Origin of the sequence: Streptomyces xylophagus (genome assembly GCF_000716435.1) — a bacterium.
In the GTDB taxonomy this organism is placed as follows: Bacteria; Actinomycetota; Actinomycetes; order Streptomycetales; family Streptomycetaceae; genus Streptomyces; species Streptomyces xylophagus.
Genome location: NZ_JNWO01000022.1, coordinates 54,384 through 75,836, shown reverse-complemented (window position 1 = coordinate 75,836; position 21,453 = coordinate 54,384). Strand labels below are relative to the sequence as shown.

Annotated in this window: 15 protein-coding genes; 10 read left to right on the top strand and 5 right to left on the bottom strand. The window is 68.8% G+C overall.

Annotated features, from left to right (window positions below; translation table 11 throughout):
* The first annotated feature begins 37 nt into the window (after positions 1-37).
* From OO70_RS38230 to OO70_RS38220, 3 genes are all read left to right on the top strand, one after another.
* Positions 38-1,303, top strand: coding sequence for a sensor histidine kinase (locus OO70_RS38230; protein WP_043682197.1), 1,266 nt, complete (start codon positions 38-40; stop codon positions 1,301-1,303).
* A complete protein-coding gene (locus OO70_RS38225; RefSeq protein ID WP_043682194.1) occupies positions 1,288-1,941 on the top strand; it encodes a LuxR C-terminal-related transcriptional regulator in 654 nt (217 codons plus the stop codon). Before OO70_RS38230 ends, OO70_RS38225 begins: the two co-directional genes overlap by 16 nt.
* Before the next feature lie 183 nt (positions 1,942-2,124).
* Positions 2,125-3,675 (top strand): DUF1996 domain-containing protein, encoded by a 1,551-nt coding sequence (locus OO70_RS38220; protein WP_043682192.1) that lies wholly within the window; start codon positions 2,125-2,127, stop codon positions 3,673-3,675.
* A 101-nt stretch (positions 3,676-3,776) separates the two neighbouring features.
* Here the strand turns inward: OO70_RS38220 and OO70_RS38215 are convergent, their stop codons facing one another.
* On the bottom strand, positions 3,777-4,178 hold the full coding sequence (locus OO70_RS38215; protein ID WP_043682399.1) for a hypothetical protein: 402 nt from the start codon (positions 4,176-4,178) through the stop codon (positions 3,777-3,779).
* Between the two features lie 139 nt (positions 4,179-4,317).
* Here OO70_RS38215 and OO70_RS38210 point away from each other — a divergent pair, with 139 nt between their 5' ends.
* From OO70_RS38210 to OO70_RS38190, 5 genes are all read left to right on the top strand, one after another.
* Positions 4,318-4,827, top strand: coding sequence for a tetratricopeptide repeat protein (locus OO70_RS38210; protein ID WP_199827494.1), 510 nt, complete (start codon positions 4,318-4,320; stop codon positions 4,825-4,827).
* A gap of 49 nt (positions 4,828-4,876) precedes the next feature.
* Entirely contained in the window at positions 4,877-6,796 is a 1,920-nt protein-coding gene (locus OO70_RS38205; RefSeq protein ID WP_043682396.1) for a hypothetical protein, read from the top strand.
* Positions 6,797-6,886: 90 nt separating this feature from the next.
* Positions 6,887-7,753, top strand: a complete 867-nt coding sequence (locus tag OO70_RS38200; protein WP_043682185.1) for a metal-dependent hydrolase — start codon at positions 6,887-6,889, stop codon at positions 7,751-7,753.
* Positions 7,753-8,781 carry a PDR/VanB family oxidoreductase gene (locus OO70_RS38195; RefSeq protein ID WP_043682183.1) on the top strand — a complete coding sequence of 343 codons (1,029 nt, stop codon included), beginning with the start codon at positions 7,753-7,755 and terminating at the stop codon, positions 8,779-8,781. Before OO70_RS38200 ends, OO70_RS38195 begins: the two co-directional genes overlap by 1 nt.
* Before the next feature lie 69 nt (positions 8,782-8,850).
* The gene (locus tag OO70_RS38190; protein ID WP_106971831.1) at positions 8,851-9,540 is read left to right on the top strand and encodes a TetR/AcrR family transcriptional regulator; all 690 of its coding nucleotides are present in this window, start codon (positions 8,851-8,853) and stop codon (positions 9,538-9,540) included.
* A 3-nt stretch (positions 9,541-9,543) separates the two neighbouring features.
* On the opposite strand, the gene OO70_RS38185 is transcribed toward OO70_RS38190, so the two are convergent.
* From OO70_RS38185 to pulA, 3 genes are all read right to left on the bottom strand, one after another.
* Positions 9,544-9,900: a 5-carboxymethyl-2-hydroxymuconate Delta-isomerase gene (locus tag OO70_RS38185; protein ID WP_043682178.1), complete on the bottom strand. Its 357-nt coding sequence runs from the start codon at positions 9,898-9,900 to the stop codon at positions 9,544-9,546.
* Positions 9,901-9,932: 32 nt separating this feature from the next.
* Complete coding sequence (locus OO70_RS38180) at positions 9,933-11,552, bottom strand: fused response regulator/phosphatase (RefSeq protein ID WP_043682176.1); 1,620 nt, start codon at positions 11,550-11,552, stop codon at positions 9,933-9,935.
* Between the two features lie 76 nt (positions 11,553-11,628).
* Positions 11,629-17,043 (bottom strand): pullulanase-type alpha-1,6-glucosidase, encoded by a 5,415-nt coding sequence (gene pulA / locus OO70_RS38175; protein ID WP_043682173.1) that lies wholly within the window; start codon positions 17,041-17,043, stop codon positions 11,629-11,631.
* A 192-nt stretch (positions 17,044-17,235) separates the two neighbouring features.
* Here pulA and OO70_RS38170 point away from each other — a divergent pair, with 192 nt between their 5' ends.
* Complete coding sequence (locus OO70_RS38170; RefSeq protein WP_043682170.1) at positions 17,236-19,314, top strand: carbohydrate-binding module family 20 domain-containing protein; 2,079 nt, start codon at positions 17,236-17,238, stop codon at positions 19,312-19,314.
* A gap of 137 nt (positions 19,315-19,451) precedes the next feature.
* The gene (locus OO70_RS38165) at positions 19,452-20,054 is read left to right on the top strand and encodes a DUF4232 domain-containing protein (protein ID WP_043682168.1); all 603 of its coding nucleotides are present in this window, start codon (positions 19,452-19,454) and stop codon (positions 20,052-20,054) included.
* A 3-nt stretch (positions 20,055-20,057) separates the two neighbouring features.
* Here OO70_RS38165 and OO70_RS38160 read toward each other — a convergent pair whose 3' ends face one another.
* Positions 20,058-21,434: an alpha-amylase gene (locus OO70_RS38160; protein WP_043682166.1), complete on the bottom strand. Its 1,377-nt coding sequence runs from the start codon at positions 21,432-21,434 to the stop codon at positions 20,058-20,060.
* Positions 21,435-21,453: the final 19 nt, after the last annotated feature.

Below are 21,453 nucleotides of genomic sequence, written 5' to 3'. Positions count from 1 at the left end.
CCGTGACCTCCTCGCCCCGCTCCGTGAGACTGGGCGTATGGACACGAACAGGGCCCGTACCGTCGTCACGGCCGGGCTGCGCGGTCTCGCGCTCGCCCTCATCTCCCTCTACGGGTCGCTCGTCCTCCTCGTTCTCACGCTCGTCTCCCTTGTGCTCATCCCTGTGGGGATCGGGCTGATCACCACGCCCTGGGTGCTGGGCGGCGTGCGCGCCCACGCGGATCGGCGGCGGCTGCTCGGCGCGCAGTGGTGCGGGGTGCGTATCCCGCCGGCGTATCGGCCGGTTCCTGCCGGGGTGAAGCCCTGGACGCGGACCTTTCGTCTGCTCGGTGACCCCGCCATCTGGCGTGATCTGCGGTGGCTGCCCGTCGACATGACCGCCGGGTTTGTCACCGCCCTGGTGCCCGCGGCTCTCGTGTTCTATCCGCTGGAGGGCTTCGCGTTGGCGTTCGGGTTGTGGCGGGTGTTCACGGACGGGACGTATGTCGGGTGGTGGTACGGGTTCGTGCCGGTGAGTGGGCAGGGCAGTGCGCTGCTCGCGGGGCTGCTGGGTGTCGCGCTGCTCGCCGCCTCCTACTTCCTCACGCCTGCCCTGTTGCGCGTCCATTTCCTGCTGACCCGTTCCGTGCTCGCCCCGGGGCAGGGTGAACTCGCCGAGCGGGTACGGGTGTTGACCGAGACCCGGCGTGACGCCGTGGACTCCTCGGCCGCCGAGCTGCGGCGTATCGAGCGTGATCTGCACGACGGCGCGCAGGCCCGGCTGGTGGCCATGGGGATGGATCTCGGCACGATCGAGGCGCTGATCGAGAAGAATCCGGCGAAGGCCCGGGAGCTTCTCGCGCGGGCCCGGCAGTCCTCCGCCGAGACGCTGGGCGAGCTGCGCGACCTCGTGCGCGGTATTCATCCGCCGGTGCTGGCGGAGCGCGGACTCGGCGATGCCGTACGGGCGTTGGCGTTGCGGATGCCGGTGCCGACGGAGGTGGTCGCGGATCTCGGGGGTGGTCGGGCGGACGCTCCCGTCGAGTCGGCCGCGTACTTCGCCGTCAGCGAGGTGCTCACCAACGCGGTCAAGCATTCCGGTGCCGATCGGATCTGGGTCGATCTCCAGCACGTGAAAGAAGGAGCGGGGCTGCTGCGGATCTCCGTCACCGACAACGGTGGGGGCGGTGCCGTGGTCGGGGCGGGGTCGGGACTCTCCGGAGTCGAGCGGCGACTGGGTACATTCGACGGCGTCCTGGCCGTCAGCAGCCCCGCGGGCGGTCCCACCATGGTGACCATGGAGATTCCGTGCGCGTTGTCCTAGCCGAAGACCTGTTCCTGCTGCGGGACGGGCTGGTGCGGCTGTTGGAGGCCTACGACTTCGAGATCGCCGCGGCTGTGGAGAGCGGGCCCGAACTCACCAAGGCGCTGGCCGAGTTGGCGCCCGACGTGGCCGTCGTCGACGTACGGCTGCCGCCCACTCATACGGACGAGGGGCTGCAGTGTGCGTTGCGGGCCCGGCGGGAGCGGCCCGGGCTGCCGGTGCTGGTGCTGTCGCAGCACGTGGAGCAGTTGTACGCGCGGGAGTTGCTCGCCGACGGGACCGGTGGGGTGGGCTATCTGCTGAAGGACCGGGTGTTCGACGCGGAGCAGTTCGTGGACGCCGTACGGCGGGTGGCGGGTGGCGGGACGGCGATGGATCCGCAGGTCATTCAGCAGTTGCTGGCTCGGCGGGCGGCCGACGACCGGCCGCTGGGGCGGTTGACGCCCCGGGAGGTCGAGGTGCTGGAACTGATGGCGCAGGGTCGGTCGAACGCGGCGATCGCGGGGCAACTCGTCGTCACGGAACGGGCGATCGGGAAGCACACGTCCAATATTTTCGCCAAACTGGGACTGGAAGTCTCCGACGATGACAATCGCCGCGTGCTGGCGGTATTGGCCTATTTGGACCAGGGTCGCTGAGCACTAGCTGTGAGTCGATCACAACTGCCGGTGTTTAAGGGCCAGTTGGGAGGGGACTTATGCAAGAACCTCTCATCAATTTCTGAGACGGCTGAACACTCCTGGGACCCCCTGCGTATCAAAGGGCGCCGCTTCACTCCTGTCGGGCGCCTCGCTGCCCCGCAAGGAAGTCAGAGGAGTTCCATGGGACGCAATGATCGTAAACGCCGTACGCCGCTGGCCACCAAGGCCATTGCCGCATCGGCTGCCCTAGCGCTCGGTGGGGGCGGGCTGCTCTGGGCACAGATGAACGCATCGGCGCATGAGTCCAACTCATCGGGCCAGAACCAGACGAAGGCCGCCGCGGCGACAGTCGCGACGATCGCCTGCCCGGACGTCGGCCAGCAGCTGACGAACGTGCCGCAGAAGGCTCGTCAGGGAGTCGCCACTGAGTTGGCGAACCTCGACAAGCAGATCACCGAGGCCTACGCCCGGCTCGCCTCGACGCGCCAAGCGCAGGCGAACGACGCGAGCTTCGTGCAGAACGCGATCGTCGGCCCCCTCAAGGAGAAGCGGGCCGCGACGATCGACCGTATTCGCATCGACATCCAGCGAGTGGGCGGCAGTGTCAACGCGGCTGCACTGAAGCAACTCGCCGCCTGTACGACGCAGACCGCCACCAACACCACCACGGCAGGTCGTGGTGGCGGCAAGAACAACGGCGGGGGCCAGAACAACAACGGCGGCCAGAACACCGGTGGTCAGAACACCGCTGCTCCGAGCGCGAGCGCTTCGGCCTCCGCGCCCGCCGCCAACAACGGTGGTCAGGCCGGCAACGGCCCGACGGCCGCGGACTTCGTGGACATCACGAAGGTCGCGAACAACGTCCTGGCGAAGCCGCAGAACCAGGCTCAGGCCTCGACGGGTTCGTTCACCACCAAGTGCGGTGTGAACGCCAACAAGAACCACAACACCGACAACGTCATCGTGGCGCCCGGCGTGACCAACGGCGCGCACCACGAGCACGACTACGTCGGCAACCAGAAGGTCAACGCGTTCTCCACGAACGACTCGCTGCTGGCCGCCCCCTCCAGCTGCCAGAACCAGAGTGACCTCTCGGCGTACTACTGGCCGGTCGTGCGTGTGCAGGACGGCTCGCAGGAGTTCGACGCGAACGCGCTCGGCGGTGGCAAGGAAGGCAACGTCGGCAAGATCCTGACGCCGGCCCAGGCGCAGATCAAGTACGTCGGTTCGCCGGCCAGCAAGGTCGTCGCGATGCCGCAGTTCCTGCGCATCATCACCGGTGACGCGAAGACCCTCACCAACGGTCTGGCGAACGCCAACGCGCACTGGAGCTGCACCGGCTTCGAGAACAAGGTCCAGCTGACCGAGCAGTACCCGATCTGCCCGCAGGGCAGTCAGGTGGTCCGCACCTTCGCCTTCCAGAGCTGCTGGGACGGCGTGAACATCGACAGCGCCAACCACCGTACGCACGTGGCCTTCGCGGACCCGGCGAGCGGTGTCTGCGGGAACGGCTTCAAGGCCATCCCGCAGCTGACGATGCGCCTGGTCTACAACATCGCGCCCCCCACCATCCAGGCGGACGGCACGGTGAAGAACGCCTACGCGGTGGACGGTTTCCCGGAGCAGCTGCACAAGGCTTCGACCGACCACGACGACTTCATCAGCGTCACCAAGAACAACCTGGCGGCGAAGATCGCCAACTGCGTCAACACCGGCAAGAAGTGCCAGTGAGCGCAGTTAGCCGGTAGGACCCGGTAGTACGAAAGCGGGCGGTGGGATTCTCCCACCGCCCGCTTTCGTGTGCCCCCAAGAGGGCTTCCCCCGAAGGGAGTTCAGCTGGTGTGCTTCGAGTGGTCGGTGCCGATCTCCTCGTCGCCGCCGAGCGTCAGCTGAAGCTTCTTGACGATCTTGTCGGTGCCGACGGCGACCCACTTGCGGCCGACGAGGTAGAAACCGCCGTAGTCCTTGGCGTCGTTGATCCACTCGCGCTGGCCGCGGTCGGTGGCGAAGGTCGCGAGGACGAACTTGCCGTAGCTCATCTTGCAGATGGCCTGGCGGAGTTCGTCGGCGTCGGTCTGGATGTCGGGCGTGCACTTCACCTTCGCCGCCAGGCTCTCCAGGCTGCCGGTGGCCGCCGTCGGAATGGTCGCGGCCTTGGTGTCGGCGCCGCAGCCCACCAGCGCCAGCGCCGCCGTGGCGCCGGCCACCGCGAGCATCGGTCGGGTCAGCCTCATCTGTCGTTCCTCCGGTCGTCCGGTCAGCAGCATGCCGCAGTCGGCCCCGGCGAGGGGCCTTCTCCTTCGATACGGCCATAACGGGCCCCGCGCTCAAATCCATGGTCATCGGCTGTACACGTGTGCGAAGGTGGCGCCCGTGGACCAAGACTGGGAAGACCGTACGACCGCCGCCTGGGCGACCTTCGACGAGTATCCGGAGGAGAGGGCGGCCGAGTTCCGGGCCGTGATCGACACGCTCGTCGCCGAGCTGCCGGACGACAGTCCGCTGGCCCCCTTCGAGCGGGCCTGCGCCTGGGACTCGACCGGGCACTCGGACAAGGCCGTTCCGCTGTACCGGGAGGCGTTGGCGCTCGGGCTGAGCGAGCAGAGCGGTTACAAGGGCCGGCGGGCCAAGATCCAACTCTCCAGTTCGCTGCGGAACATCGGGCAGGCGGAGGAGGGCGTCAAACTGCTCACGCCCGAACTCGACGCACCTTCGGACGAGTTGGACGACGCGGTACGCGGGTGCCTCGCCCTGTGTCTGTCCAGTCTGGGCCGCGACCGCGAGGGGCTTTCCCTCGTGCTGGGCGCCCTGGCACCTCATCTCCCGCGCTACCAGCGGTCGATGGCGAACTACGCGCGGGCCCTGGTCGAGCCGGAGGGCTGAGTCGCCCGGGTGGCGGTGACCAACTCACCATTCGCTCGTTTTGCTGAACGTGCAGTCACAGGATGTCGCCAAGCGCCCCGCAGCTTCACCCACCGACCCGGTCGTCGATGTCGAACAGGCCGAGGCCGCGCTCGTCGAGCACTATCCACGGCTCGTCCGGCTCGCCTATCTGGTGCTCCCCCCGAGCCTCGGCCGCAACCGGCGCGTCCTGACCGCCCACGCCCTCACCCAGCGCGCCCTGCCCAGGGGCCGCGCGTCGGCGTCGGTGATCCCGGCCCAGTCGACCGGCCGCGACGGCGACCCCGGCTACGCCTTCGTCCGCCTCCAGGTCGTGCGTACGGCACTGGAGGCGGGGCTGCCCCTGACGTTCCGGGCATGGCCCAAGCGCTCCCAACTCCCGCCGCTGCTCCCCCAGGTGCGTGGGCTACGGCTCTTCCCGCGCTCGGGCGGCGCCGACGAACTCGCCCTGGACCAGCGGCTGTCGGCCCTGTCAGGACCGGCCCGTGCGGTGTACGTGCTGCGCGGCCTGGAGAAGCTGTCCGACGGCGACGTACGCAGGGTGCTGGCGGCGGCCGGCGTCGACGAGGTGGACGCGGCGCTGCGCGAGGCCGACGAGGCGCCCGTGCGGTACGAGTTGCTCGACTCCCCCGAGTTCGACCCCTGTTCGCTGCACGCCCGGCCCACCGACCTGATGCGCCGCCGTCAGCACGGCAAGGCCGCGCTCGCCGCCGCGGCGGCCGTCGCCGTGTGCGGTGCGCTGCTCGCGTTGCCCGGCGGCGGCTGGGGCCCGGACGGCGCCGCCGCACCCGCGTACGCGGAGAACCCGGCCGCCGAAGCCGCCCTGAATCCCGGCAAGTTGACCAGGATCGCGCCCACCGCGTGGGAGGTGTCCGCACGCAAGGACTTCTCCGTCTGGCCCGCCCGCGGCGACCTCACCAAGGACACCGCCCTGCTGCGCCGCGCCCTCGCCGTCTGGGCCCGCCCCGGCGAGTCCGTCCAGGTCTCGGCAACCCCCGGCACCCCCTCCGGCGGCCCGGCGGGACCGCCCCAACTCCTGTACGCGGGCACGGTCGACAACGCGCGCGTGGTGATCCTCTACGACGGTCTGCGCATCGCCCGTTACGCCGAACCGAAGGACGGCACGAAGGGCGCGGCGCTGGACTTCGCGCGCGTCGACGGCGCGACCGGGTCCGAGGCGAACGCGGTGGTCCTGGACCGGGCCGACGGCAACGTCCGCTATCTGACGGCCCCTTGGGTGACGAAGGCGGCCGAGCGGGACCTGCAGAAGCCGAACGCCGGCGCGCTGCCCATGACCCTCACGGACGGGATCACCTCGCCGCTGGCCAGCCCCGCGCAGCAGACCGGCGCGTGCACGTCGTGGAACGTGCTCCAGCTGACCGACGACACCGGCGTCCGTCTGATGAGCGACCTCGGCGAGCTGGTCCCGGCGCATCTCACCGCCGGCCGGCCCGGGTCGGCCCACGAGGTGTCCGGAGCGGCGACGCAGCACGCCTGGGCGCCCTTCGCCTGCTCCCTCGGGGCGCTGCGCTCCCTCGGCGTACGGTCCGTGAACGCCTGGCAGTACGCCGAGCAGCCGCTGCCCGACGCGAGCGGCGCGGCGGCCTGGGTGTGCACGCGGGCCGAGACCTGGCGGGGCGGCGGCGAGCGGGTGCTGGCGCAGTTCCACACGCCGGGCGGGACGTACGGCGCGGTCGTCGCGAAGGCGCAGGACGTGGCGGCGTGCGGGGCGCGGGACCCGCAGGTGCTGGCCGGAGTGCTGTGGAAGTCGGCGGCGGGCAACTGGTATCTGCTGGCCGCGGGGAGTAAGGGCACGGAGTCGATCAGTGCGGCGGGTGGGGTCGATGGCTCGGCTCGGGGTGCACTGCTCGCCGTGAAGACCAAGCAGGGTGTTCAGGCCGAGTTGAAGGGGACGTTGGACGACGGCAGGACGATCTCCGGGCTCCGTTAAACACCCGACCGACCGCGCTAGCTGACACCTGCGTCAACAAGTCCCCGCACAAGGGTTCCCCGGGGACTTACCCGTCAGTACATTGACGCCATGTCTAACACCCCGCTCAAGGCCCGGAAGGTGTCCTTCTCCTGGGAGGGCACCCCGCTGCACTGGGTGCCCGGCGATCCGTTCACCACGCACACGATCAACGTGTTGCATCTGCTGCTGCCCGCCGGTGAGCGGTGGTTCGTGCACGTCTACAAGCAGGTGCTGCCCCTCATCCGGGACGAACGACTGCGCGCGGACGTGATCGGGTTCATCGGCCAGGAGGCGATGCACTCCCAGGCCCACGACGAGGTGCTGCCGCATCTGAAGGAGCTGGGCCTCGACCCGACGCCGTACACCGCGCAGGTCGACTGGTTCTTCGAGAAGCTGCTCGGCGACCGCACGCTGCCGCCCGGAAAGGCGCGCAAGTGGTGGCTGCTGGAGCGGGTCGCCATCATCGCGGCGATCGAGCACTACACCGCCTTCCTCGGCAACTGGGTGCTGAACGCCGAGGAGTTGGACCGGCGCGGCGCCGATCCGACCATGCTGGACCTGCTGCGCTGGCACGGCGCCGAGGAGGTCGAGCACCGGTCCGTCGCCTTCGACCTGTTCACGCACGTCGACGGCAGCTACCGGCGGCGCGCCCGGACCTGGGCCACCGCGTTCGCCGCGCTGATGTTCCTGTGGCAGCGCGGGGCCCGCTTCTTCATGGCGAACGACCCGACCCTCGTCGACGCCCACGCGAGCTTCAAGGACTTCTACGTCGCCGGAAGGCGCGGCACCCTGCCCGCCACCGGGGACATGCTCAGGTCCATACCGCGCTATCTGAGCCGCGCCTACCACCCCTCGCAGGAGGGCAGCACCGAGCAGGCCGTCGCCTATCTGGCGTCCTCGCCCGCGGCGGTCGCCGCCGAGAAGAGGGCGGAGTAGTGCCGAAGCCGCTCACGGTCGCGGTGCTGGCCGGTGCCGCACTGCTGACCCGGCGCGCGCTGCGGCGCCGGGTGCGGGTCTCACCGCTGTGGCCGCTGCCCGCCCTGGACCCGCCGATCTCCGGCCGGCCGCGCTCACGGGCACTGCGACTGCGGGTCGCCGCGCGGGAGACGGTCGCCGACGGGGTCGTACAACTGCGGCTGGAAGGTCGGGACTTGCCGCGCTGGGAGCCCGGGGCGCACATCGATCTGGTGCTGCCTTCGGGGCTGGTGCGGCAGTACTCGCTGTGCGGGGACCCGGCGGACACCTCGTCGTACACGGTCGCGACGCGGCTGGTCGAGGACGGGCGGGGCGGGTCGCGCGAGGTGCACGAACAGGTGGAGGTTGGCGCGGAGTTGGAGGTACGGGGGCCGCGGAACCGGTTCCCGCTCGTCAAAGCACCCGCGTATGTCTTCGTCGCCGGGGGCATCGGGATCACCCCGGTCCTGCCGATGCTGCGGGCACTGCCGGAGGGCGCCGACTGGCGGCTGCTGTACGCCGGTCGGACACGGGAGTCGATGCCGTTCCTGGCGGAGGTCGAGGAGCTCGGCAGTGGGGGCCGGGTGACCGTCGTGAGCGGACTGCCGGATCTGGACGGGGAGTTGGCGGACGTACCCGAGGGGGCCGTCGTGTACTGCTGCGGGCCCGAGGGGCTCATGGCGGCCGTCGCGGAACGTATCCCGGAGGTGCGCCTCGAACGTTTCGCGCCCCGAGCCTCGGCGGACGGTCAGGCCTTCGAGGTCGAACTCCGGCGCAGCGGGCGGACGTTGACCGTGCCCGCCGACTCCACCGTCCTCGCCGCCGTCCGCGCGGAGCTGCCGAACACCCTCTACTCCTGCGAGCAGGGCTTCTGCGGGACCTGTCAACAGCGGGTGCTGGAAGGGGAAGTGGAGCACCGGGACGAGTTGCTGACCGATGCGGAGCGGGCCGACTCGATGTTGATCTGCGTGTCACGGGCCCGAAGTGAGCGTCTGGTGTTGGATCTGTGATGGGGTGATGTGAGCAACCCTGGTCGGTCCGGTCCGTTCGGGGCCGGAACAGATCGGTAAGGTGTTCGCATGAGTACCGGGGTTCGCCGCAGGATGGGAGTCGAGGAACGGCGGCAGCAGTTGATCGGCGTCGCTCTCGACCTGTTCAGCCACCGCTCGCCCGACGAGGTCTCCATCGACGAGATAGCCGCGGCCGCCGGGATTTCCCGGCCGCTCGTCTATCACTACTTCCCCGGCAAACTCAGCCTGTACGAGGCCGCGTTGCAGCGTGCCTCGGACGATCTCGCCGGGCGGTTCGTGGTCGCCGAGGAGGGCTCGCTGGGGGGACGGCTGCTGCGGGCCATGGGCCGGTTCTTCGACTTCGTGGACGACCACGGGCCCGGTTTCGCGGCGCTGATGCGCGGCGGTCCGGCGTTCGGTTCGTCCACCACCAACGCCCTCGTCGACGGGGTGCGGCAGGCCGCGTACCTCCAGATCCTGTCCCACATGAAGGTTCAAGACCCGCCCGTCCGGCTGGAGTTGATGATCCGCTCGTGGATCTCGCTGGTCGAGTCGACGGCGCTGATCTGGCTGGACGGCCGGCGCATCCCGCGCGCCGATCTGGAACGCCAACTCGTGCACGACTTCGGGGCGTTGGCGGCGGTCAGCGCGGCCTACGACGAGGAACTGGCCGCGCTGCTGCGCGAGTCGCTCCGGAACGAGCCGGGCGACGGGCCGTTCACCGACCTCGTCGTCCGGCTGGTCGCTCTGGCGTCGTAGGCCTCAGCGCTCGAACTTGCGGTAGGACGCGTCGAGTTCGCGTACCTCGGCGGAGGCGTGCAGGACGGAACCGTCCTCGTCGATGTACTCGCGGAGGAGTTCCAGGACCTTCTCGGTGAGCCTGGCCTTGGTCTCCTCGGTGCGCCCGGCGAGCAGGCCGAGGGTGACGTGGACGACGGTGTGTCCCAGCTCGTCGAGACCCTCGTAGCCGAAGGCCGTGTACTCGCTCGGGCGGAACTGGGTCTTGCACGCCTCCGGCTTCGCGGCCGCGATCTCGACCACCGCCTGGTGCAGCGCGCGGGCGAAACCGTCCTGGTCGAACGAGATCGTGTGGGAGTGGTCGACGGTGATCTGCGGCATGGGTCACTCCTGTTTCTGAACCGACAACGGGCTCACCCTAGCCGTACCGCCAGCAACGCGATGTCGTCGTCCGGGTCCGTGCCGAAGCAGTCGAGGAGGGTGTCGCAGAGTGCTTCCAGGCCGGGCAGGGCGCCGGAGGCGGCCGCGCGGAGCTGTTCCATCGAGACGGAGAGGTCCGTGCCGCGGGTCTCGATGAGGCCGTCGGTGACCATGAGGAGCCGGTCGGTGGGTTCGAGGAAGAGTTCGGTGGGCGGCGGATGGGGCAGGCCCACCCCGAGCAGCGGGCCGGCCGCCTTGGCGTAGTCGGCGCTGCCGCTGTCCCGGATGATCAGCGGCGGGATGTGGCCCGAGTTGGAGATGAGCGTGCGCCCGGTGTCCGGGGCGACCATGGCCAGGCAGACGGTGGCCGTGGTCTCCGGGTGGTAGTGCTGGAGCATCCGGTCCAGCCGCTCGGCGAGCACGCTCGGGTCGCTCTCGTCGACGCAGTAGGCGCGCAGCGCGTGCCGTATCTCCACCATGACGGTGGCCGCTTCCAGCGAGTGCCCGACGACGTCGCCGACCGCGAAGAGCACTCCCCCGGCTACCCGCAGGACGGCGTAGAAGTCGCCGCCGATCTCGGTGTCCTGCGACGCGGGCACGTACCGCACGGCGGCGTTCACGCCCGGGAGTTCGGGCAGCCGGTTCGGCTTGGGCAGGAAGCTGCGCTGGAGGGTGAGGGCGACCCGGCGTTCGACCTGGTACATGAGGAGCGGCTCGGCGGCGAGCGCGGTGGCCTGGGCGAGTTGCGCCAGCAGTGCCTCGGCCTCGGGGCCCACCCGGCGCAGCCCGCGGGTGGGGGCGGCGAGACAGACCGGCGCCCGGCCCTCCTGGGTGAGGACCAGCGCCAGCCGGGCGTCGTGCTCCACGCCGGGCCGGAAGAACCCGGTGGGCCACAGCGGCGCGGGCACCGTGGTGATCTGCACCCCGGACTGCCCCTGCGAGAGCCGCCGCAGCAGCCGGGCCACGGTCCGGTCGGCCCCCGCGTCCGGCAGCGCGACCGAGGTGCGGTCCCGGGGAAGGCCGCGGTACAGCTCGTCGTCCCGGTCGAGGACGAACACGGCGGCGGGGGTGCCGGTGAGCCGTGCGGTGCCGTCGGCGGCGACGTCGACGAGTTCCTGGAGGGAGCGCGCGGCCTGGATGGTGACGATCATCTCCGACAGCAGGGTCAGCCGCTGGACGAGCGCCTGGTCGTCGGCCCGCAGCCGGGCGGTGCGGACCGCGGCCCGGACCGCCGCCTCGATCTCCTCGGGCTCCGCGGGCACGGTCAGATAGGCCTCGTCGCCCGCGTCGAGTGCCGGGCAGCGGTCGCTCGGGGGTGCGGCGAGGGCCGAGACGTGCACGACCGGCAGGCCCGCCATGCGCGGCCGCTCCTTGAGCAGCCGGCACAGTTCGAACCCGCTCATGTCCGGCAGGTGCACGTCGATCAGGGCCACGTCGGGCAGATTGCCCTTGCGCAGCCGCGCGTCGAGTTCGTCCAGCGCCTCGGCGCCGCTGCCGACCGCGAGGACCCGATGTCCGGCACGGCTCAGCACACTCTCGACCGCGAACCGGCTCGCGGGCTCGTCGTCCACGAGCAGCACGGTCGCGTGCGTCAGTTTGCCGTTGACGTCCATTTGTCAGACCTGGCCCTTTGACACACCGGAGGGGCAGGCCGGTGTCCGCAGCCTGCCCCCCTACGGTAATGCGCTTTCAGGGTGTCCGGGTGAATACCGCCACAGTGCGTCCTGGAACGGCGAAGGTGCCCGAATCCTTCGCGTACGAGGCCGCCTTCACGGTCGCGTCGGCGCCCGCCGCCTGCACCGGGTGCAGCCGGTAACCGGTACCGGCCAGCGCGTCCACCGTCTGTTCCCGCGTGCTCGGCGTCGCGTTGAACACGACCACGAGATCACCGAGTTCCATGGTGATCACCCCGGGCGTCTCGTCCGCCCCGGACAGCGGGAACGACAGCTTCGACTGCACCTGCCCGGCGGTGTCGAGCGAGAAGACGGGTTCCGTCGTACGGATCTTCAGCAGATCCTGGTACGCGGCCGAGGTCCCCTCGATCTGCCCGCAGCCGACCTTGACCGACGTCAACAGGCCTTTCGCGTACGGCCACTTGGACGCATTGTCGGCCGCCATCGGCAGCCCCCGCCCGAATCCGTTGCCGTCCGCGCAGTTCCAGTGGATCGCGTTGAACCAGTCACCGCTGTCGAACGAGTTGCGGTCCAGGGACTTGGAGCGCAACAGGTCGGTCCCGGCCTGCGACAGGGACGGCCCCTGCGAGAGGGCCGCCGTGGCCATCGCGAGGACCTGCATCCGGGCCCGATCGGCCGCGCTCGTGCCGGCCGGCAACTTGTAGGCCAGCGCGTCGAACAGCGACTCGTTGTCGTGCGCGTCGACATAGGCGAGGGCGTCGCCGGGCGCGTCCGCGTATCCGGCGGCCGTGCCGTTGTAGTCGACCTCGGCGCCGGTGACCTCCTTGCCGTCGGTGTCGGTGAAGCGGTACTTGGCGAGGTTGCCGCTCAGGCCGACCTTGATGAGGTCCTGGTAGTGCAGGAGGCGGGCCTTCTGCTCGGCCGAAGTACCGTTCGCCGTAGAGGAGTTGGGGTCGGTGTACAGCCCGGACGCGAAGCCCTGGACACCGGGGTCCGCGTCGAAGGGGCTGCCGCCGCGCACCGCGTCACGGGCCCGGTCGGAGAAGGTCGCGATGCCCGTGCCGGCCATGTTCTTCTGCGTGGCCTGCACGAAACGGGCGTCGTCGGCGACCTCCCCGAAGTTCCAGCCCTCGCCGTACATGATGATCTTCTTGCCGTCGACACCGTCCTTGGCCAAGGTCAGCGCGTCCAACGCCTTGCGCACGGCGAGGATGTTGGCCTTCGGCTGGTGCCCCATGAGGTCGAAGCGGAAGCCGTCGACCTTGTACTCCTTGGCCCAGGTGACCACGGAGTCGACGACGAGCTTGCCCATCATGGCGTTCTCGGTCGCCGTGTTGGCACAGCAGGTGGAGGTGGCCACGCTGCCGTCGGCGAGGAGCCGCTGGTAGTAGCCGGGCACGATCTTGTCGAGGACCGAGTAGTCCGCCTGACCGCTGGCCGCCGTGTGGTTGTAGACGACGTCCATGACGACCCTCAGGCCGTCCTCGTTCAGCGACTTGACCATCTTCCGGAACTCGACGGTACGACCGGTGCCGTCCGGGTCGGTCGCGTACGAGCCCTCGGGAACCGTGAAGTGGTACGGGTCGTAGCCCCAGTTGTAGGCGTCCTTCGCGGCGACGGCCGCCACGCACTCCTGCTGCTTCTCCGAGTCGGCGGCGTAGGAGGCTAGGTCGCAGTCGGTGGTCGACTGCTCGGACTTCTTCTCCGGGATGGTGGCGATGTCGAAGGCGGGCAGCAGATGCACGTACGACGTCCCGGACTTGGCAAGCTCACGCAGATGCTTGGAGCCGTCGCTCCCCTTGTCGGTGAAGGCGAGATAGGTCCCCTGGTCCTTCGCGGGGACCGTCTTGTCGGCGACGGAGAAGTCCCGGATGTGCAGCTCCTGGATCTCGGCGTCCTTCAGCGGTACCGCCTTGGGCTTCTTCAGGCTCGACCAGCCGCTCGGGGCAAGGGACTTGTCGTCGAGGTCGACGACGAGGCTGCGCTCGGAGTCGGCGGTGAGGGCGACCGAGTAGGGGTCGGTGACCTCGTTGGTGACGAGCTTCTGGACCGTCGGCGCCCACACCTTCACGACGTACCGGTACGGCTTGTTCTTCCAGGAGGCGGGACCGGTGACGGACCAGACGCCGGTGGTGGCGTCGCGGGTCATCTTCTTGAGCGAGCCGTCGAGGTCGAGCTGGACCGACTGAGCTGTCGGCGCCCAAACGGCCAGCGTGGGACGGCCGTTGTGGAAGGTCGGGCCCAGGTCGGCCTTGGTCGCTCCGGCGTACACGTCATCGAGCACGCCGGCGATCTGGACGCCGGTCGCGGCCAACACGGCGCCGTTGACGGCCCGTTGGGAGGCGACGAGCTGCCCGTTCAGGGCCTCTCGTATCCGGCCCCGGTCACGCGGATCGACCGACCAGGCCGTGTAGTCCTTCAGATAGGGGAACTTGGCCTTCTGGGCGTCGGTGAGCGTGGTCTTGGACAGCCGCAGCCACCGCTCGTCGTCGCTCGTCAGCGTGCCGTCCTTCACGGCGATCGAACCGTCGTGGGAGTACACGAGTTGGGTTGACGCAGCCGCGTCGGAGCCGTTCCAGGCGACCGTGTTCCGGTCGATCCAGACCGCCTTGGAGGTGGTCAGGTCGAGGGCCGCCGCACTGCCGGCGGGCTGCGGCAGGAGGTACTTCTCCTGGCCGTTCAACAACCACACCTCGTAGCCATTGGACTTGAGATCCAGCGACTGGTCGGCGGAGAGGTCCTTCTCGTCGCCCTTGTGGATGATGTAACTGAGGCTGGTGGCACCGGAGTTGAGCGGCACCTCGTAAACAGCGCCATAGGCGTCAGTCTTCACCGGCTGCAACGGGCTCGACCAGTCCGTGGGGCTCGCGGCACCCGTCCAGACGTGCAGACCCCAGCCGGTGTAGTCGCCGTCCGCGCGGTGGTAGTGGACGACCGCCTTGGTGGTGTCCTGCGCCGGGTAGGACGGGCGTTCCGTCTGTACGGTGTCCTTGCCCTGCTCGATCCACACCTCGCCGGTCTTGGTGACGTCGATCGAGCGGTCGGCGGAGACGTCCTTGTTGCCGTCCTTGTCGATCACCAGGAAGCCGACGTTCGAGGCGCCCGGCTTCAACTTGACGTAGGCGAAGGCGCCGTAGGCGTCCCGGCCGACGAACGGGTGACTGGCCGGCCAGGTCGTGGCCTCGCCGTCGGCGAGGTCGCCCCACGCGTACAGGCCCCAGTTGTCGTAGTCGCCGTCGGTGCGCTTGTAGTGGACGATCGCATAGTCGCGCGAGGAGGCGGTGGGCACCTCTTCGGCGGGCGGGGTACCGGAGGTGGAGGCGGCCGTCGCGCTCGCCGTGTGCCCGGCCGAGTCGACCACAACTGCCTTGTAGCGCAGGGCTGTTCCGGCCGGCACGTCCTTGCCGACGGTCTGGGTGACCTTGTACGGGGCGTGGTCGGCGGAGCCCAGCGTCTGCCACTTGCCGTTGCCGGTCTGGGCGGCGAAGACGACCCGGTTGAGCTGACCGCCGGTGACATCGGCGCTCAGCTCGACGGTGCCGGTGGCGCCGGCGTCCGGGGCCTTGAGGGTGATCGTGGGGTCGGTGGCGGGCTTGGCGAGGGCACCGGTCGCCTTGAGGACGACGGCGCAACCGGCGGGGACCGTGACGGTGACCTTGTTGTCGGCGCCGCTCGTCACGGTGGCCGAAGTCCCGTAGATCCCCCGGTACTTCATGTCCGCCGAACCGGTCGCGAAGGTCACGGTCTTGGCGGAGTCGGCGTTGTTGAGGGCGACGACGTACTCGTTCTTTTCCGATCCCGTGCTCGTCCGAGTGAAGGCGTAGACACCGGCGCCGTCGGCCGCGTAGCGCTCGGTCTGGACGCCGTCCGTGAGGGCCGGGTTGTCCTTGCGCAGCTTGGAGAGGGCCGCGATCTCCTTGTACAGCGGGGCAGTTGGGTCGTAGGCGTCGCTGGCGGCCGTGCGGTCGGTGCCGATCTCGTCGTCGTCGAGGTAGTCGGCGACCTTCGAGGCGAACATCGTCTGGCGGGCGTCCTTGTCGCCGCCGGAGCCGGTGAAGCCCTGTTCGTCGCCGTAGTAGACGACGGGGTTGCCGCGGCTGAGGAACATCAGCTCGTTCGCCAGCTTGTCCTTGGCGAGGAGTTCGGCGTCGGTGGCCTTCGGGTTGTCCTGGTTCAGGAAGTAGCCTATGCGGCCCATGTCGTGGTTGCCGAGGAAGGTGACCTGCTCGTAGGCGTTCGCCTTGTCGGTCGTGTACTTGTAGTCGTCGCCGAAGACACTCGCGAGCTTCTGTGCGCTGCCGCCCTGGGAGGCGTAGGTGCGGGCCGCGTCCTGGAAGGGGAAGTCGAGCGTGGCGTCCAGGCGGCCCTGGGTGACGTACGGCGAAGTGATGGACGTGTCGGCGGAGTAGACCTCGCCGAACATGAAGAAGTTCTTCCGGCCGTGCTGGGCCGCGTAGTTGTCGAGGGCGGTGGCCCACTGGGTCCAGAAGTCCATGTCGACGTGTTTGACGGTGTCGATGCGGAAGCCGTCGACGTCGAAGTCGCGCACCCACTTCTCGTAGATCTTCTCCATGCCGCTGACGACCTCGGGACGTTCGGTCCACAGGTCGTCGAGGCCGGAGAAGTCGCCGTAGGTGGCGTTCTCGCCGGCGTAGGTCGAGTCGCCGCGATTGTGGTAGATCGTCGGGTCGTTGAGCCAGGCCGGGACCTTCACGTTCGCCTTGTCGGCGGGGACGGTCGGGGTCTTCGGGAAGGACGCGGTGGTGACGGCGGGGAAGGTCTTCTTGCCGTCCGCGTAGTCGGCGTCGTCGAAGGGCTGCCCGTCCTTGGTCAGGTACGGGAAGGCGCCTTTAGAGAGGTAGTCGTAGGACTTGCCCTCGTAGTCGACGACGTCGGCGGTGTGGTTGGTGATGACGTCGAAGAAGACCTTCATGCCCTTGGCGTGGGCCTTGGAGATGAGGGTCGCCAGGTCCTTGTTGGTGCCGAAGTGCGGGTCGACCTGGGTGAAGTCCGTTATCCAGTAGCCGTGGTAGCCGGCTGAAGCATCGCTCCCCGTCCCCTGCACAGCCTGGTTCTTGAAGATCGGGGCCATCCAGATCGCGGTAGTGCCGAGGCCCTTGATGTAGTCGAGCTTCTTTGTCAGGCCCTTGAGGTCGCCGCCCTGGTAGAAGCCCTTGTCGCTGGGGTCGTAGCCGGTGCTGAGGCGTGAACCGGTCAGCCCGCCCTGGTCGTTGGAGGTGTCGCCGTTCGCGAACCGGTCCGGCATCACGAAGTAGAACTGCTCGCGGGTGTCGTCGTGCCGGGCGGGTGTCGACGCCAGTTTCGCGTCGGACGGGGGTGCGGGCGGGGCCGCGGCGTGGGCGGCGAGGGGTTGCACGAAAGCCGCGAGGAGCGCGGCGGCGACCACACCCGCGAACCTTCCTCGTAGCGCGGTGCGGCGCGTCCGGGACGCCGGCCATCTCGGTATCACAGGCGTGAACTCCTTGCGATTACGGCTCAGTTCGGGTCCGACCCCGGCGTGACCGTATCGCCGACGCAAGGGTTGCAGCAAGAGACCTGAAAGTCACAGAAAGAACTTTCAACCGCAACCTTGACGTGCCCTTCTCAACTGGCCCACGCTCACCAGTTGTTGAAACCCGAATCCCCCCTTCCGGAGCCGCAGATGAGCAGAAGCAGATACCGACCGCCGGGTGCCGTCAGGCGCGCGGCAAGTGCCGTGGCCGCCGGCGCCCTCGCCCTGGCGGGAGTCATCGCGCTCCCCGCCGCCACCGCCCACGCGGACACCTCCGCCAAGGGCGACGTCATCGCCAACCTCTGGGAGTGGAACTGGGCGTCCATCGCCTCGGAGTGCACGAACGTGCTGGGCCCGGCCGGTTACGGCGCGGTCCAGGTGGCACCGCCGGCCGAGTCGTTGAAGCAGACCAACTACTACTGGTGGGACGTCTACCAGCCGTACTCGTACAACCTGAACAGCCGTTTCGGTACGGCGACCCAGTTCGCGAGCATGGTGTCCGCGTGCCACACGGCGGGCGTGAAGATCTACACGGACGCGGTGATCAACCACACGGCCGCGCAGACCGGCACCGGCTACAACGGCACGACGATCACCAGCAAGTACGACACCCCCGACTGGGACCCCGCCGACTACCACACCTCCGCGGACTGCCCCACGTCCGACCTGACCATCCAGGACTACTCGAACCTCACCCAGGTCCAGAACTGCGAACTCCTGGGCCTGCCCGACCTGAAGACCGGTTCGGACACGGTCCGCGCGGGCATCGCGAACTTCCTGAACAAGCAACTCGCCCTCGGTGTCGACGGGTTCCGGGTCGACGCGGCCAAGCACATCCCCGAGACCGACCTCGCGGCGATCGAGGGCAAGCTGACCAACACGACGTCGGGCAGCGCGCCGTACGTCTTCCAGGAGATCTACCCGGGCTCGACCCCGCAGCCCAGCGACTACTACGCCTCCGGTGACGTCCTCGACTTCACCTACGCGAGCAAGATGAAGTCGGCCTTCCAGGGGAACGTGAGCGACCTGTCGTCCCTGGAGAGCAGCGGCGTCCTCCCGGCCGCCAACTCGGTGTCCTTCGTGACCAACCACGACACCGAACGCAACGGCCTCCACATGAGCTACAAGGACGGCGACACCTACAAGCTCGCCAACCTCTTCCAGCTCGCCTACAAGTGGTCCACCCCGACGGTCTACGCCAGCTGGGAGTGGACCCAGAGCGACCAGGCCCCGCCGAACTCCTCCGGCTTCGTCAGCAACACAGACTGCTCCAGCGGCAGTTGGTACTGCCTGGACCGGGACACCGGGGTCGTCGGCATGGTGGCCTGGCACAACGCGGTGGACACGGCGGCGGTCTCCAACTGGCAGACCAAGTCGTCGAGCGTGATCGGCTTCGGCCGTAGCGGAGCGGGGTTCTTCGCCCTCAACAACGGTTCCTCGTCGGCGACTTACAGCTTCACCACGGGCATGGCCGACGGCACGTACTCGAATGTCGTCGACGGTGGCGCGTCCACGGTGACGGTCTCGGGCGGCAGCGCGTCCCTCACCATCCCGGCGAAGAGCGCCATCGCCTTCTACAACTCCTCCTACACCTGCACGGTCGGCTGCGACGACACGGGCGGCGGTTCGTCCGGTTCCACGGTGACCGCGACCTTCAACGAGTACGCGTCCACATCGTCCGGCACGAGCGTCTACGTCGTCGGCTCCATCGACGCGCTCGGTGCCTGGGACACGTCGAAGGCGGTCGCGCTGTCGTCGTCCGGGTACCCGGTCTGGTCCGGGGCGGTGAGCGTGCCGACCAACACGTCCTTCACGTTCAAGTACATCAAGAAGGACTCGTCCGGAAACGTCACGTGGGAGTCGAACGCCAACAGGTCGGCCACGACGACCACTTCGGCGGTGTCACTCAACAACTCCTGGAACGTGGCGGACAGTGACTCCACCGACGTCACCTTCAACGAGTACGCGACCACCGACTACGGCACCAACGTCTACGTCGTCGGCTCCGTCGCGTCGCTCGGCTCATGGAACACGAGCGACGCGATCCCGCTGTCGTCGGAGTCGTACCCGACGTGGAGCAAGCTCGTCATCGTCCCCAAGAGCACGACCTTCACGTACAAGTACATCAAGAAGGACAGCGCTGGGACCGTGACCTGGGAGTCCGGCACGAACCGCTCGTACACGACGGGAACGGCGTCGGGTTACACGGCGAGCGACACCTGGAAGTAGCTCTCTCTCGATCTCCTGCGCATTTCTCCGAACAAATCCGCGGTAGCGCGCATCGGACTCAGTGCACGACACCAAAGGAGGGCGCGGGGCGCACACAGCGGCCCGCGCCGCGGAGCAGGAGTGGGAGCACCATCACCGTGAACGAGGACCTGAACACCACCGGCCGGCCCGGCACCACCAAGCCCCGGCACCGCGCCGACCGACGCTTCGGGCGTACGGTCATCGGTCTGGCCGCCGTCGCCGGGCTGGGGCTGGCGGCCTGGGCGACCACCGCCAACGCCGCGACCACCACGAGCGCCGCGAGGGCGACGCCGACCTGCTCCGCCGCCGCGCTCAAGGCCGGCTTCGGCCGCCGGCTCGCGGGCGGCATGAACCACCAGGGTGTCGTCATCACGCTGCGCAACCTGAGCGGCAAGACATGCGCGCTGCGCGGCTACCCCGGCCTCGGCCTGGAGAACTCCGCGCACAAGAAGCTCACGACCCACACCCACTGGGGCAACACCTGGTACGCGCACAACCCCGGCAAGAAGACTCTCATCCTCAAGGACGGGCAGAGCGCCGAGGCCGTCGTCGCCTGGACCCACGCCAACACGGGCACGTCGGGCGCGGTGCGTGCCTCCTTCCTGGAGATCACCCCGCCCGGCTCCACTCAGCACAAGACGCTGGCCTTCCCCCAGTGGGTCGACCACGGCGACCTGTCCGTCACCGCGCTGGCGAGGCACATCACGATCACTTCCTGACGGTCAGCAGGACGTCTTGCCCGTGTAGATCGCCAGTGCCGTGTTGGAGCCCAAGGTGGCCGTGAACTGCCCGCTGGAGTTCACGGTCACCGTCGTGCTGTTCTGGACGTTGCAGTACGTGCCCGCGGCCATCGACGTCTGGTACGTCTGCGTCAGCGAGCTGGACTCGTGGTTGATGGCCACATAGCCCTTGCTGCCCCGGCCGAACGCGATCGCGTCGTTGCCGTCGTCCCACCAGTTGGTGAGGGACTGGCCGCTCGTCGCGTTGCGGAAGGCCACCATGGACTTGATCTCCGGCCAGGCGTGCTGGCACTTCCAGCCGTCCTGCCAACAGGCGGTCACCGCACCGTTGTTGGGCGGTCCGGCGTCCGCGTCCGACCACTCGTAGCCGGAGTTGATGTCCGGGGCGCCGTAGGGGTAGGCGAGCATGAAGACGTTGGCCAGCGTGTAGTTGGCGCCGTCCTTGTAGTTCAACGTGCTGCCGTTGCGCTCGGTGTCGTGGTTGTCGACGAAGACTCCGGCGACCGAGCTGCTCATGTAGCCCCAGCCCTCGCCGTAGTTCTTCAGGTAGGCGAGGTTCTCGTTGTTGAAGACGCGCTTGAGGTCGTAGGCGTAGCGGAACTCCTGGACGTCGCCGTTGCCGGTGTACTCGGTGGGCTGGACGGCCTCGCCGGCGCCGTAGATGACCTCCTGCTTCCAGTACACGGAGGGGTTGCTCAGGCGCGTCTTGATGTTCGCGAGGTCGGTCGCCGGTATGTGCTTGGCCGCGTCGATGCGGAAGCCGTCGGCGCCGTAGCCGAGGAGGGTGTTCATGTAGCCGGCGATGGTGGCGCGGACGTACTCCTCGCCGGTGTCCAGGTCGGCCAGGCCGACGAGTTCGCAGTTCTGGACGTTGGCGCGGTTGGTGTAGTCGCTGACCAGCGACGTGCAGTCGTCCATGTCGTACGAGGAGTACAGGCCGGGGTAGTTGTACTTCGTGTACGACGAACCGCCGGTGCCGGTGCCGCTGCCCGCCGACATGTGGTTGATGACGGTGTCGACGACGACCTTCACGCCCGCCGTGTGGCAGGTGCTGATCATGTTCTGGAAGGCGGTCGCGTCGCCGAGCCGCCCGGCGATCTTGTAACTCACCGGCTGGTACGACGTCCACCACTGCGAGCCCTGTATGTGCTCGGCGGGCGGGGAGACCTGGACGTAGCCGTAACCGGCCGGGCCGAGGGTGTTGGTGCACTCCTTGGCGACCGAGGCGAAGTTCCACTCGAAGAGGACCGCGGTGACGTCCTTGGTGCCGGGTGGGGAGGCATGTGCGGTGCCGGGCACCAGGACGGCCGTCGCGGCGGCGAGGGCGAAGGCTCCTGCAAGTGATCTGCTGCTGGCCATGTGGGGGTTCCTTCTCCGT